Here is a 13,779-nt window from a genome sequence, read left to right as displayed (position 1 = left end):
GGTTTTGCTTTTTGATCGGACCAGCGCTTCACGAAGGCGCGACCAGACGGCCCACCTCCTCCAGCCAGTGATCGCGGATGCCGAGCGCCTCGAGGTGCTCGAGCGTGCTGAGCACATAGTCCTCGTTCCGGCCGGATTGGCCGACGGCGCCACGAACGATTTTTGCCGCATGATCTGCGTCGAGCCCGCCGGCATATTGCTCATGCTGCCGGTCGACGATGTAGGCGACCGCCTCGACCGAACCGCCGCCATTCAGCCGGATATCCAGCATACGTTCGAGATAGACGCTGGTCACCAGCTCGCGCTCACGCAGGTAGGAGAGCACCTCGTCGCGCAAATTGCCGGGAACACGGTAAGCGAGGCCGATGCAGGAGCCGCCACGGTCGAGTCCGAGCACCAGGCCTGGCCGCCCGTGCGTGCCGCGATGCACGAAGGAATAGACGCAAAGCGAGCGCCGGTAGCCGTAAAGCCGGGCGCGGCGCGTCTCGACATGGGCAAATCCGGGCCGCCAGATCAGCGACCCATAGCCAAAAACCCAAAAATCGCCCATATCGCCAAGCCTGATCGCATTCGAGTGAACGACACCGCATCGCCAGGTGCGTCTTCTGTCCCCCGCTTGTTTGCGTGCGAGCAAACGCCCGCTCGTCGGGTTAACGAGAGCCGTAGCATGACGTCAAGTGACCAGCGACCGCCCAGACTTCGCCGCCGGCTGTTGTGGCTTGCCGCATTCCTTGTCGTGTTGTTCGCGCTCTACAGCGGCGGCTGGTTCTATCTCGCCGACAGGCTCAAGACCGAGGCCGACCGGGCCGTGGCACGGCTGGGCAGCAAGGGTATCGCAGCCGGCTGCGCCAATCTTGCCGTCAGCGGCTATCCGATGAGCTTCACGGTTTCCTGCGACAACATCGCCTATGAGGACGACGTCCGGAAGGTCGCCGCTTCCACCGGAAGCTTCAATGCCGTCGCCGGGATCACCGGGCCGTTGTCGCCGGTCGCCGACTTGCGCGGGCCGCTGAGGACGATGGCGCCCGGCATGCCGCCGCTTTTCATCGATTGGGACCAGTTGCAGGCGAATGTCAAAGTGTCGTGGCCGCTGCCGAGGAGCGTTTCGCTGCGGGCCGAAGGGCTTTCCGGCCAGACCGACCCGCAGGACGATACAGACCCCATGCAATTGTTCAGCGCCGGCAAGGCCGCCGGCCAGTTGCAGCCGATCGGCCAGGATATCAATTATATCGGCAGCTTCGGCGATCTGGAGATCAATGCGGATGCCATTGGCGGACGCGCGCTGCCGGCGCTTGACGGCAGCGGCGAGGTGACGCTGAAGAACGGCGTGGCGCTAATCGCAGCACCGCCAAAGAGCCTGCGCGGCCAGTCGATCGACATCGCCAAGCTTGATCTGTCGTCCGGGACGGCGCGTATCACCGTGTCCGGACCCGTCTCCATCGATGCGGAAGGCCTGGTCGACGCAAGCCTGACGATCAAGCTCAAGGACGCCAAGGCAGTGGCGGCCATCCTCGGCGGCGCCATCCCGGAGCATAAGGGCGAAATCGAGCAGGGATTTGCCGGCATTGCCATGCTTGGTAAGGAGCCGTCCTTGCCGCTCAGGATCGTCAAGGGCAAGGCCTCGCTGGGCTTCATCCCGCTCGGCAAGATCAAGCCGCTCGAGTAACGCAACGATGGCGAAGCCGGTCAGACTGCTCAGCGTCGGTGCATTCACCCTCGACACCATCCTTCGCGTCGAGACCCTGCCCATGCATCAAGGCAAGTTCATCGCCAGCGACGCTGTCCAGATTGCCTCCGGCATGGCGACGAGCGCCGCCTGCGCAGTGCATCGCCTCGGCGCCGAGGTCTCGCTATGGGCAAGCGCCGGCGACGATCTGGTCGGCGACCAGCTGATCGCCGACATTCAGGCCGAAGGTATCGATTGCAGCCTCATCCGCCGCGTCGCCGGCGCACGATCGGCGCTGGCCGCGATCCTGGTGGATGCGCATGGCGAGCGCGTCATCGTGCCCTTCTACGACAAAAAAGCGCAAGCCGATCCCGAAGCGCTGCCGCTCGCCGACCTCTCCGCCTTCGATGCCGTGCTGGTCGATGTCCGCTGGCCCGGTGCCGCTGCCCTCGCCCTGAGCGCGGCCCGATCGATCGGCCGTCCGGCGATCCTGGATGCCGATACCGCGCCCGTCGAAGTGCTGGAGGGCCTGTTGCCTCTGGCCTCGCACATCGTTGCCTCCGAGCCGGCGGCCCGCATCGTCTGCGGCCACGCGCTCGACCCCGAAAGCGCCTGCGCCGACCTTGCCTCGCGCACCGAGGCCTTTGTCGCCGTGACCTGCGGTGCGGCCGGGACCTGGTGGCACGACCGGGCGACCGCGCGCGTGCGCCACGTCGAGGCGCCGAAGGTCAAGGCGGTGGACACGCTGGCCGCCGGCGACGTCTTCCACGGCGCCTTTGCCGTCGGCCTCGCCGAAGCCATGCCCATGGAAAAAGCCCTGCGCTTTGCCAGCGCCGCCGCCGCGCTCAAATGTCTGCGCTTCGGCGGCCGTCTCGGCGCACCGAACAGGGCTGAGACGCTAGCGATGATGGCGACGCACTGGCCGGCATCGTAGCAAGGTTGGTTCCTAGACATCAGGACATTGAAAGGTTTGTCGGCGGAGGAGATTTCACCGTTCGTATCCGTGAAATCAACGAAAACGCCGGGGATTGGCCGAAGCCTCCCTAACCTCGTCATTCCAGGGCGGAGCAAGGAGCGAAGCGACGCGCGCAGACCCTGGAATCCATTCCGTGACCTTGATCGAAGAGCGCAGCGGAGCAGAATTCTGCACCGTAGCGGCGCGTTGAAGTCACGGAATGGATCCTCGGGTCTGCGCGCGTCGCTGCGCTCCTTGCTCCGCCCGTGGATGACGACCGCGATGGGCGTTTCGGCCAATCTCCAAGGCCTGCCAAGGCAAACACAGCCGACCGGTCAAAATCCCTTTGCTGGGCAACCAGGGAAGAAAACCTAAGGCTTTGCCGGATGCTCGACCGCCTGCCGGCCGAAATCCGGCACATCGATGTCCTGGCCGGCCTCGATGATCGAGCGGCGGACGGCGCGGGTGCGGGTGAAGAGGTCGAACAGCTTTTCGCCGTCACCCCAGCGGATCGCCCGCTGCAGCGAGGCGAGATCTTCCGAGAACCGCGCCAGCATCTCCAGGATCGCATCCTTGTTGTGCAGGCAGACGTCCCGCCACATGGTCGGGTCCGAGGCGGCAAGACGGGTGAAGTCGCGGAAACCGGAGGCGGAATATTTGATCACTTCGCTCTTGGTCACCGCTTCCAAATCGTCCGCCGTGCCGACGATGTTGTAGGCGATGATATGCGGCAGATGCGAAACGATCGCGAGCGTCATGTCGTGATGCTGCGGATCCATCGTGTCGATGTTGGAGCCGCAGCGCCGCCAGAATTCCGAAAGCTTCTCAAGGGCTGCGGGATCGGTGTCCGGCAGCGGCGTGAAGATGCACCAGCGGTTCTCGAACAGATCGGCGAAGCCGGCGTCGGGTCCGGACTTTTCCGTGCCCGCCAGCGGGTGTCCGGGGATGAAGTGCACGCCTTCCGGCACATGCGGCTCAATCTGCGCGATCACCGAGGCCTTGGTCGAGCCGACATCGGTGAGGATGGCGCCCTTCTTCAGCGCCGGCGCGATCTCGGCCGCGACCTCGCCGGAGGAACCGACAGGCACCGAGACGATGACGAGGTCGGCATCGCGCACGGCTTCACTGGCGTCGGTGCTGTAGGAATCGCCAAGGGCCAGTTCCTCGGCGCGCTTCAGCGTCGATGCGCTGCGCGTCGCGATGGCGATGTGGCGCGCCAGGTTCTCGCGGCGGATGACGCGGGCCAGCGACGAGCCGATCAGGCCGATGCCGACCAGCGCTATCTTCTCGAACATCGGTGATGCCATGGTGCTTTAGCTTTTCAGGAAGGTCTTGAGCGCATCGATGACGCCGCGATTGGCCTCTTCGGTACCGACGCTCATGCGCAGCGCATTGGGGAAGCCGTAGCCGGTGACGCGGCGCAGGATATAGCCGCGCTGGCTGAGGTAGTCGTCCGCGGCTGCTGCCGAATGCTTCTTGCCGTCGGGAAAATGGATCAGCACGAAATTGCCGACGCTGGGCGTGACGCGCAGGCCGAGCCCCGTCAGTTCCGCGCTGAGCCAGGCCAGCCATTTCTCGTTATGCGTCACGCTGCGCTCGATATGGGCCCGGTCGCGGATCGCGGCGATACCCGCCTCGATCGCGGTCGCATTGACGTTGAAGGGACCGCGAATGCGGTTGATCGCGTCGACGATATGCGCCGGCCCGTACATCCAGCCGATGCGCGCGCCGCCGAGGCCGAGCTTGGAGAAGGTGCGGGTCATGACGACGTTTTCGGAACTGCCGGCCAGCTCGATGCCGGCTTCGTAGTCGTTGCGCCGCACATATTCGGCATAGGCCGCGTCGAGCACCAGGAGCACGTTCTTGGGCAGCGACGCATGCAGCCGGCGCACCTCCTGGAACGGCACATAGGTGCCGGTCGGATTGTTGGGATTGGCGAGGAACACGATGCGCGTCGCCGGCGTCACCGCGGCGAGGATCGCGACGATGTCGGCGCGCTCGTCGGTTTCCTTGACCGCGACCGGCTTGGCGCCGGCCGCCTGGATGTAGATCTTGTAGATCATGAAGGCGTGTTCCGTGAACACGGCCTCGTCGCCCGGCGCGAGATAGGTCTGCGCCAGGAGCCCCAGGATCTCGTCGGAACCGTTGGAGCAGATGATGTTCGCAGGGTTGAGGCCATGCACCTCGGCGATCGCCTCGCGCAGCCGGCGGGCGGAGCCGTCCGGATAGACGTCGAGCTTCGCCGCCACTTCGCGCGCGGCCTCGATCGCCTTCGGCGAAGGCCCGAGCGGATTTTCGTTCGACGACAGTTTGTAGACTTTCGTCACGCCGGCCGGCGCGGTGCTTTTTCCCGGCACATAGGCCTCGATGTCCATAATGCCCGCACGGGGCGTCGGCCGGGGCTGATCCTGCTTCATATCACAAATCCGTCGAGAAGGCCTTCAAGGCCGCAGCGGAAATACAGGCCACAGGCTGGAATGTCGAGTGCCGGCGCTTGCGCCAGGACTCTGCCCACCCGTTGACGAAGCGCGGCGCTGGTCCTAGAAGAGCTGCCAGATTTCCGTGGTGATTTGGCCGGTCGGCTTGCAGCCACGTTAAACAACTCGCTAAAGGGCCGTTTGCAACCTGTAACCGGCTTTGCGACGGCAAGCCGGTTTTTTGTTGTCCGTGGCCGGCCGGACAACCGCATCGAACGAAACCGATGTGGACAGGATGAGGATGGCCATGCCCGCTCAGCGCGCTGCAAGAACCAACGACGAGGCCGACCATCCGTCGAGCCCGATGCTGCAGTTCGGCCCCGACAAGCCGCTGAAGCTCGACGCCGGCTCGCTGCTTTCGCCATTCCAGATCGCCTACCAGACCTACGGCACCCTGAACGACGCGCGTTCCAACGCCATCCTCGTCTGCCACGCGCTGACCGGCGACCAGCACGTCGCCAACACCCATCCGGTGACTGGCAAGCCGGGCTGGTGGGAAGTGCTGATCGGCCCCGGCAAGATCATCGACACCAGCCGCTTCTTCGTCATCTGCTCCAATGTCGTCGGCGGCTGCCTCGGCTCGACCGGCCCGGCCTCGACCAATCCGGCGACCGGCAAGCCTTACGGGCTCGACCTGCCGATCATCACCATCCGCGACATGGTGCGCGCGCAGGCGATGCTGGTCGATCATTTCGGTATCGAAACGCTGTTTTGCGTGCTTGGCGGCTCGATGGGCGGCATGCAGGTGCTGGAATGGGCTGCCAGCCATTCGGAGCGCGTGTTCTGCGCCCTGCCGATCGCCACCGGCGCCCGCCATTCCTCGCAGAACATCGCCTTCCACGAGGTCGGCAGGCAGGCCGTCATGGCCGATCCGGACTGGCATGGCGGCAAATATCTCGATTTCGGCAAGCGCCCGGAAAAAGGGCTCGCTGTCGCGCGCATGGCCGCCCACATCACCTACCTTTCGGAAGCCGCGCTTCATCGCAAGTTCGGCCGCAACCTGCAGGACCGCGAGGCGCTCACCTTCGGCTTCGACGCCGACTTCCAGATCGAAAGCTATCTGCGCCATCAGGGCATCACCTTCGTCGACCGCTTCGACGCCAATTCCTATCTCTATCTGACCCGAGCGATGGATTATTTCGATCTGGCCGCCGATCACGGCGGGCGCCTTGCCGACGCCTTCGCCGGTACCAAGACGCGCTTCTGCCTCGTCTCCTTCACCAGCGACTGGCTGTTTCCGACCGAGGAGAGCCGCTCGGTCGTGCACGCCTTGAACGCGGCGGGCGCTTCCGTCTCCTTCGTCGAGATCGAGACCGATCGCGGCCACGACGCTTTCCTGCTCGACGAGCCGGAGCTGTTCGCGGCCATCAACGGCTTCATCGGCTCGGCGGCGCGCGCCAGGGGGCTCAGCGCATGACCCCGAACCGAAGGTCAGCGAACGCAAAAAGTTGCGGACTTTTCGGGCCGGGATCATGCGCCATCCAGGAGGCGAAGCCATGACCGTCAACCGCGCCCAGCGTGTCGACCTCGAGGTCGTGACCGATCTCATCCCGGCCAATTCGCGCGTGCTCGACGTCGGCTCGGGCGACGGCCTGCTTCTGGAGCTTCTGCAGGAGACCAAGCAGGTCGACGGCCGAGGGCTGGAACTGTCACAGCGCGGCGTCAACGAATGCGTGGCGCGCGGCCTTTCCGTCATCCAGGGCGACGCCGACACCGATCTCGAATTCTACGCCGACAAGGGTTTCGACTTCGTCGTCCTGTCGCAGACCCTGCAGGCGACGCGCAACCCGAAGGTCGTGCTCGACCAGTTGCTCAGGATCGGCAACCGCGCCATCGTCTCCTTCCCCAATTTCGGCCACTGGCGCGTGCGCTTTTCGCTGCTGATCAAGGGCAGGATGCCGGTCACCAAGGACCTTCCTTATTCCTGGTACGACACGCCCAACATCCACTTCTGCACCATCCGCGACTTCGTCAACCTGTGCGAGGAGCTCGGCGCGACCGTCGAGAAGGCGACCGCGCTCGACGCCAACGGCCAGAAGATCGGCCTGTCGATGCCCTGGTGGTTCTGGAACTTCTTCGGCCAGCAGGCGGTGTTTTTGTTGAAGCGCTGACGCGACATCCAAAAGCTTCTGGTTCTTGCCGGGTCCTCCTCGATGTCCCGTCAGCCAAGCACATCCGTAGCCTTGTGCGGGTGCTCGACGCCGTCGACGAAGATGATATCGGATTCAGAGTTATCGGTGCGCAGCTTGAGGATTTGTTGATACGCGGACGACCAGTACCAGTCCCGCGCATGCTGCCTGTCCGGAAATTCGATGACGATCAAATGCCCGGGCCAGCTGTTCTCGACGACCTCGACATCGCCGCCATGAACCATGAAGCGCCCGCCGAACGGCGCCAGCGTGGCGTCTATCTTCTCGAGATACTCGACCATCCAGGGGCCTGGCGTGACTTGGCGCATATGGGCAACAGCGTAAGCGGTCATGATCCTGCTCCTTTATGGGTCGAAGCCGATCGGCCGGCCTCGTGGCATCACCATGCAAGAGCCAGGTAGTCCGGTCGATTACCTTGGACGTCATCGGGATAAGGCACGCTCCCTTGGCCAGTCCGAGCGGGCCGTCACGCCGGCCGGAATGTCGATTGTGTTGCCGTCAAACCGCAATGTTGCGGAAAAGCCACCAGTTCCGGCATTTCCTGGCAGGCGCGGCGTGACACAAGAGTAGCTTTTTTGTAGCTTCAACCCGCAAATCAACGGTGGGACACGAAGATAGCCATCAGACCCATCCGGCAAGCATCAGAACCGACCCGCAGTGGCAGCCCGATGTCGAGCGACGACGGTCCGCTGATTACAGTGATCACGCCGACGCACAACCGGCGCAGCCAGGTCGTGCGCGCGGTGGAAAGCGTTCTGGCGCAGACATTTACCCGCTTCGAGCACATTGTTGTCGACGACGGTTCGACAGACGGGACCGCCGCCGCGCTTGCCGAGATCCGCGACCCAAGGCTGATCTATGTCGGCGCCAAATGGCGCGGCGCCAATGCCGCGCGCAATGCGGGCATAGAACGCGCGCGGGCGCCTGTCGTGACCTTCCTCGATTCGGACGATGTCTATCTGCCGGACCGGCTGGAGCGGACGCTGGCGCGCTTCGACGAGAACCCTTCGCTCGAAGTGCTGATCAGTTCCTACCTGTCGGTGAAGGGCAGCCGCAGCACCAAATGCATCAATCGCAACGCCCTTCTCGACAAGAGCACGCTGCAGCGCGCCCTGGTCTCGCAGACCATCTTCATTGCCGGCTCGGCAATCACGGCCCGGCTCGGGTCGTTGCTGGCGATCGGTGGCTACGACAGCGACGTGACGCGCATGCAGGATCGCGAATTGCTGCTGCGCTTTGCCCAGCGCAGCGGCGCCTTGCTGTCCGAGGACATCGACTGGAAAAAATACAACTCGGAGAATTCGATCTCCGGCCGCCGCGACGGCTATGTCGAGGCCTATGCCAATCTGATCGGCAAGCACCCTTATATCGCCGACCGCTATCCCGACGTTCCACCTTACATGATCGCGCGGCAGATCATCGCCGACATCCTCAAGGGCAGGTTGCCGCAGGCGTTTTCAGGCTATCATGCCAACCGGTCGTCCAAGTCGCTCGGCTACTCGCCGGCCGAACTGTTGCGCGGCTATGTCGTGGGCCGCCGCTGGCGCCGCGACTGTTACGACGAGTTCCGGGCCAAATACGGCGCGCGGGCGATCTGAAAGAGCAAGGCCGTTGGCCCTCTATCTATCGAGTTCCGGAAAATATGGATCGGAAAACCGCTGCCGAAGGCGCTCGCCCAGCAGGCAGTCGACAGGCGCCGCATCCTCGACGCGGATGGATCTGGCGTCGGTGAGGCCGCTCACCTCCTGGATCAGTTTGCGGCGGATGGCCGTCGAGAATTCAGATGCCGCGTAGATCGGCAACACGAAGGAGCCGGCGCCTCCAGTCACGCAGTCGGCGTAGTAGCGGTCGAGACGGCTGACGCTCGGCGACGGGCTGATGAGAATCGGCAGGCCGTTGATGACGACACCCCTGGCGACGGCGGCATCGCGGATTGCAGTGACGGGCAGTCCGGTATTGTTGGGCCCGTCGCCCGATATGTCGATGACGCGGCGCGGTGCCGAAAAGCCGGTTCGCTCCAGAAGCCCGGCGCCGAAGCCGAGGGCCCCCGAAATCGAGGTGCCGCGGAAGCTGCGGAATGGCCGCGCGGCGATCTTGTCGGCGAAGGCGTAGGCGCTGCCCTCGCCATCGATGATCTGCCAGGCGATGACCCCGTCGTCGCGCACCACGCCCGCCCATTCGAAATAGGCGAGCGCGATGCGGCCATTTCGACCCGAGCGCACCGCATCGATGAATTCAGGGTGGCGCAGCGCTTCGACATAGCCGGCGCGCTGCAGGGCGAACTCGCGCTCATCCATCGACTGCGAGATGTCGACGGCAAGCACGAGTTCGACATCGACAGCGGTGCCGCCGCCGATTGCAGGCATTGGCGCTGCCTCGGCGCAGGCAAGGCATGCAAGCAGGCTGAGCAGCTTGAGCATGGCAGGCTCCACACGCCGGGATTGTTCCCGGCGATCGCGGCGAAATAAAGCTATTTCCCGGCGCGAGCGACGGTTGGCGGCGGTTCGATCGCCCCGGCGCGGAGGCGAGCCGGCTTGAGCGCCGATCCGCCGCTGTCCTTGACGATGGTGAGCGCGCGCGGGAAGAACTGGTTGTTGTGCTGGCCGCGCCCGATATTGAGGATCGCGGTATCCGGCAGCCTGGCCTGCAACATCGCCAGCACGCGCCGCAATGTGGCGCCGTCGAACGTGTCCAGCGCTTCGTCGATGATCACCCATTTCGGCTTCCTCAGCGCGAGCCGCGCGAAGGCGAGCAGCCGCTGTTCGTCGTCGGCCAGCTCATGCTCCCAGCGCGCCGAGCGGTCGAGCTGGGACGACAGGCGCTCCAGGCCGACTTCGCCGAGGACCGCGGAAATCTCGGCGTCGTCGATCTTGGCGCCTTCGGCGTGGTTGAGCACGTCGCGCAGCGTGCCGAGCGGGAAATAGGGCGTGCGCGGCACGAAGAACGGCCTTTCCCCGGCCGGCATGCCGATACGGCCGCTTCCCCATGGCCAGAGGCCGGCTATGGCGCGGAAGAACAGCGTCTTGCCGGCGCGCGGATCGCCGGTGATCATGACACGCTCGCCGGCCTTTATCTCGACGTCGGTTTCGGCAAGCCTGGTGCAGCCGTCGGGCGAGGCGACCTCGAGCTTGTCGAACGTCAGCTTGCCATTCGCGTTTTCGCCGAACGCGATGCGCTTTTCCTTGGCATGCAGGATGTCCGTTTCGCCAAGCGCGATGCGGAAGTCGGCGACGCGCATCAGCGTTGCCCGCCAATCGGCGATGGCGCCGATGTTGTTGATGAACCAGCGCAGCGAGGAATTCACCTGGTTGAAGGCGCCGACCGCCATCATCAATCCGCCGAAGCTGATATCGCCTGCGAAATAGACCGGTGCCGCGACAAGGATCGGCGCTACCACGGTGATCCAGCCATAGGCATCGGTTACCCAGGACAGGTTGATCTGAGCGCCGTAGATGCGCCGCATGGCGCCGAGCACGCCGCCGAGGTCGAGGTCGAGCCGCCGTCTGGCGTCCGCCTCACCATGGGCGAGCGCGATGGCGTCGACATTCTCGTTGACGCGGACCATGGAGGAGCGCAACACCGCCTCGCGCGTGTAACGATCGCTGTTGAAGCGGATCAGCGGCCGGCCCACCAGCCAGCTCAGCCAGGAGGCGATGCCAGCATAGAGGAGCGCCGCCCAGACCATGTAGCCGGGTATCGCCAGCGAATAGCCGCCGACATGGAAGACGAAGCCGGAAGAGAGCTCCCACAGCACGCCAATGAAGGACACAAGCAGAATGAAGGATTGCAGCAGGCCGACGCCGAGGTCTGTCGACAGGTCGGAGAGATGCGCGGCGTCCTGCTGCATGCGCTGGTCAGGATTGACGCCGATGGCGCCTGCATGGGTGAGCCGGAAGGCGCGCGCGGGTCGCATCCATTCATCGATGAGGTCGAGCGTCAGCGCCTCGCGCAGCCTCAGCCGGATCGTCTGGTTGAGCCAGGTCTGGCCGACATTGAGCACCAGGAGGCTGGTGGCGATTGCGGCAAATACCATCAGCTGGTGCAGGAAGGCCGGCAAGTCGCGCCGCGCCAGCGCATCGTAGAAAGGCTGGTTCCAGCGGTTGAGCAGCACCTGACCGATCGAGGTCGCGACGATGACACCGACAATGCCGATCGAGGCCCACAAGAGCTGCCTGCGCACCGGCGATGTCGTCAGCGCCAGCTTGATCGTCGCCAACTGGTCTGAGAGGCGGCTCGACTCGACCGAGAACGCAGCCTGTTCGATACGGGGCGTGTCATCCATATGCGAGATCCCTGCTGTCAGGAATGGTCATCGGCGCTGACGCCGCACTCCGAACCCGGCCCTGAGATAGGGTGATGATTGTCGTGCGGCGCAAGGTTTGCTCCCGATCACGAACGCGTCATCTGCTTGTCCGATGCACCGTATCGGCCGCGCGTCGGCCAAGCCGCGTCGCGCCCTGCGGCGAGAAGACCGGCACGAAAACACGGCGAGAGGCGCGCTGAGCCACCGGCACGCCTTGGTAGAGCCGCTTCTGCGCCTCGACGACGATGACGCCCGAAAAGATCGGCCAGAACCGCCGGCCGGCCCGCTCCAGCACATTGTGGAACTGCATCATGAAACGCCGCGGCGACGGCGGGAAGAACAGCGCGTCGCTCCATGTCGCCGGAGTGAAATTGGCCTCGCGCAGCAACTCGGTCAACTGGCCGCGCGAGAACGGCCGGCCGTTGCCGAAGGGCGTATGCTCGAACCGCGCCCAGACGCCGCGCCGGTTGGGCACCACGATGACGACGCGCCCTGCCGGCGACAGCACGCGCCAGATCTCGTTCAGGGTTTCGCGCGGGTTCTCGGCGTGTTCGAGCGAATGGACGAGCAGCATGCGGTCGATGCAGGAATCGACCAGCGGCAGTTCCTCGTCGAACACCAGCGCCGTCGCCGTCGGCCCCGACGCAGGCCACACCACCGCGCCCTGCGTTGCCGGCATGAAGGCGAGGACGCGCTCGGCATCGGCGCCAAAACGTTCCAGCCATGGCAGTGTATAGCCGAGGCCGACCAGCCGTTCGTTGGGCACGGTTGCCCATATGGACGACAGCGCCATGGTGATCGAATGCTCGGCCAGACGCCCGAGCGTGGTCGAGTAGAAGGAACGCAGATCGACGATATCCGAATGCATGCGCGGGACGGTAGCTGTGAAGCATGCCAAGTTCAACAAAGGCGCCAGGTTCTACAAAGGCGGATGACATCGGCGGCGCGCCGCCCTATCTCTGCGGCGATAACGGAGAGAGATACGATGCCCGTCGAGATCGAGCAGTTCATGTGCCGCACCGACAATTTCGGCGTGCTGGTTCACCACCCTGAAAGCGGTCAGACGGCGATCATCGACGCGCCGGAAGAGGCGCCGATCCTGGCGGCGATCAAGCGCACCGGCTGGACGCCGACATTGATCCTGACCACGCACCATCATGCCGATCACGTCGAAGCCAATCTGGCGCTGAAGGAACGCTTCAAGCTGCGCATCGTCGGCCCGGAAGCCGAAAAGGCAAAGATCCCCGGCATCGACGAGACGGTCGGCCAAGGCTCGGTCGTGCGCCTTGGCGACGAAAGGATCGACGTCATCGAGACGCCCGGCCATACCGCCGGCCACGTCTCCTACCATCTTCCGGCCTCGAAGGTGGCCTTCACCGCCGACACGCTGTTTGCGCTGGGTTGCGGCCGCCTGTTCGAATGCAAGCCGCCGGTGATGTATGAATCCCTGAAGAAGCTGGCGGCGCTGCCGGCCGAAACCGCCATCTATTGCGGCCACGAATACACTTTGGCCAATGCCCGCTTCGCGGTGACGGTCGATCCGAGCAACCCTGCCCTGAAGCAGCGCGCGGCGAAGATCGAGGCGCTGCGCGCCGACAACAAGCCGACGCTGCCGACGACCATCGGCGAGGAACTGTCGACCAATCCGTTCCTGCGCTGGCACGACCCGGCGATCCGCAAGCATCTCGGCATGGAAAAAGCCAGCGACGCCGAGGTGTTTGCCGAGATTCGCAAGCGCAAGGACAATTTCTAGTTCCAACGCGCAAGTCGCCCAAAAGGTACGACCAATGACCAGCGCCGCCGAAATCATCGCAACGCTTGGCCTGCAGCCGCACCCGGAAGGCGGCTGGTATGCCGAGACGTTCCGCGACGCCGCCTCAGGCGGGCGCGGCCATTCGACCGCGATCTACTTCCTGCTCGAGCGGGGCCAGCTTTCGGCCTGGCATCGGGTGAAGGACGCGGCCGAGGTCTGGCACTTCTATGCCGGCGCGCCGCTGGCGCTGTCGATGCATGAGGAAGGCTCCGGCAGCGTCATCGAGCAGGTGCTGGGCGCAGCCCTTGCCGCGGGCGAGCGGCCGCAGATCGTCGTGCCGGCCGGCTGTTGGCAGTCGGCGCGCAGCCTCGGCGAATGGACGCTGGTCGGCTGCACGGTGGCGCCGGGTTTCGATTTCGCCGCTTTCGAGCTGGCCGAGCCGGGCTGGCGGCCCGGAGCGCCCTGGGATTAAATC

General features: G+C 64.7%; 14 protein-coding genes and 1 riboswitch. Of the genes, 7 read left to right on the top strand and 7 right to left on the bottom strand.

Features of this window, described 5'->3' with window-relative positions; translation table 11 throughout:
• Positions 1–28 precede the first annotated feature (28 nt).
• On the bottom strand, positions 29–550 hold the full coding sequence (locus tag AC0L2L_RS13920) for a gamma-glutamylcyclotransferase (protein WP_473579145.1): 522 nt from the start codon (positions 548–550) through the stop codon (positions 29–31).
• Between the two features lie 117 nt (positions 551–667).
• On the opposite strand from AC0L2L_RS13920, the gene AC0L2L_RS13915 reads away from it, so the two are divergent.
• Both AC0L2L_RS13915 and AC0L2L_RS13910 read left to right on the top strand, forming a co-directional pair.
• A complete protein-coding gene (locus AC0L2L_RS13915) occupies positions 668–1,666 on the top strand; it encodes a DUF2125 domain-containing protein (protein ID WP_473579144.1) in 999 nt (332 codons plus the stop codon).
• A 7-nt stretch (positions 1,667–1,673) separates the two neighbouring features.
• Complete coding sequence (locus AC0L2L_RS13910; RefSeq protein ID WP_473579143.1) at positions 1,674–2,600, top strand: sugar kinase; 927 nt, start codon at positions 1,674–1,676, stop codon at positions 2,598–2,600.
• Positions 2,601–2,992: 392 nt separating this feature from the next.
• On the opposite strand, the gene AC0L2L_RS13905 is transcribed toward AC0L2L_RS13910, so the two are convergent.
• A complete protein-coding gene (locus AC0L2L_RS13905; RefSeq protein WP_473579142.1) occupies positions 2,993–3,928 on the bottom strand; it encodes a prephenate/arogenate dehydrogenase family protein in 936 nt (311 codons plus the stop codon).
• 6 nt (positions 3,929–3,934) lie between these two features.
• Positions 3,935–5,038, bottom strand: coding sequence for a histidinol-phosphate transaminase (gene hisC / locus AC0L2L_RS13900; RefSeq protein ID WP_473579141.1), 1,104 nt, complete (start codon positions 5,036–5,038; stop codon positions 3,935–3,937).
• A 135-nt stretch (positions 5,039–5,173) separates the two neighbouring features.
• Positions 5,174–5,251: riboswitch (SAM riboswitch) on the top strand.
• 94 nt (positions 5,252–5,345) lie between these two features.
• On the opposite strand from hisC, the gene metX reads away from it, so the two are divergent.
• Both metX and metW read left to right on the top strand, forming a co-directional pair.
• Complete coding sequence (gene metX, locus AC0L2L_RS13895) at positions 5,346–6,515, top strand: homoserine O-acetyltransferase MetX (RefSeq protein ID WP_473579140.1); 1,170 nt, start codon at positions 5,346–5,348, stop codon at positions 6,513–6,515.
• A gap of 79 nt (positions 6,516–6,594) precedes the next feature.
• Positions 6,595–7,209, top strand: a complete 615-nt coding sequence (gene metW, locus AC0L2L_RS13890; RefSeq protein WP_027167494.1) for a methionine biosynthesis protein MetW — start codon at positions 6,595–6,597, stop codon at positions 7,207–7,209.
• A gap of 50 nt (positions 7,210–7,259) precedes the next feature.
• Here the strand turns inward: metW and AC0L2L_RS13885 are convergent, their stop codons facing one another.
• Complete coding sequence (locus AC0L2L_RS13885; RefSeq protein WP_473579138.1) at positions 7,260–7,580, bottom strand: DUF1330 domain-containing protein; 321 nt, start codon at positions 7,578–7,580, stop codon at positions 7,260–7,262.
• A gap of 336 nt (positions 7,581–7,916) precedes the next feature.
• On the opposite strand from AC0L2L_RS13885, the gene AC0L2L_RS13880 reads away from it, so the two are divergent.
• Complete coding sequence (locus AC0L2L_RS13880) at positions 7,917–8,846, top strand: glycosyltransferase family 2 protein (protein ID WP_473579136.1); 930 nt, start codon at positions 7,917–7,919, stop codon at positions 8,844–8,846.
• Positions 8,847–8,867: 21 nt separating this feature from the next.
• Here the strand turns inward: AC0L2L_RS13880 and AC0L2L_RS13875 are convergent, their stop codons facing one another.
• The 3 genes from AC0L2L_RS13875 to AC0L2L_RS13865 form a co-directional block, all read right to left on the bottom strand.
• Positions 8,868–9,668 carry a DUF1194 domain-containing protein gene (locus tag AC0L2L_RS13875; RefSeq protein WP_473579134.1) on the bottom strand — a complete coding sequence of 267 codons (801 nt, stop codon included), beginning with the start codon at positions 9,666–9,668 and terminating at the stop codon, positions 8,868–8,870.
• A gap of 50 nt (positions 9,669–9,718) precedes the next feature.
• Positions 9,719–11,530: an ABC transporter ATP-binding protein/permease gene (locus AC0L2L_RS13870; RefSeq protein ID WP_473579132.1), complete on the bottom strand. Its 1,812-nt coding sequence runs from the start codon at positions 11,528–11,530 to the stop codon at positions 9,719–9,721.
• A gap of 118 nt (positions 11,531–11,648) precedes the next feature.
• Entirely contained in the window at positions 11,649–12,419 is a 771-nt protein-coding gene (locus AC0L2L_RS13865) for a class I SAM-dependent methyltransferase (protein ID WP_473579130.1), read from the bottom strand.
• Positions 12,420–12,536: 117 nt separating this feature from the next.
• On the opposite strand from AC0L2L_RS13865, the gene gloB reads away from it, so the two are divergent.
• On the top strand, positions 12,537–13,304 hold the full coding sequence (gene gloB, locus AC0L2L_RS13860) for a hydroxyacylglutathione hydrolase (RefSeq protein WP_473579129.1): 768 nt from the start codon (positions 12,537–12,539) through the stop codon (positions 13,302–13,304).
• Positions 13,305–13,338: 34 nt separating this feature from the next.
• On the top strand, positions 13,339–13,776 hold the full coding sequence (locus tag AC0L2L_RS13855; protein ID WP_473579127.1) for a cupin domain-containing protein: 438 nt from the start codon (positions 13,339–13,341) through the stop codon (positions 13,774–13,776).
• The last annotated feature ends 3 nt before the right edge of the window (positions 13,777–13,779 follow it).

It is taken from the genome of Mesorhizobium sp. WSM4832 (assembly GCF_055811115.1).
Note: the sequence above shows the minus strand (reverse complement) of the source record. Positions and strands in the feature narration are given on the sequence as shown.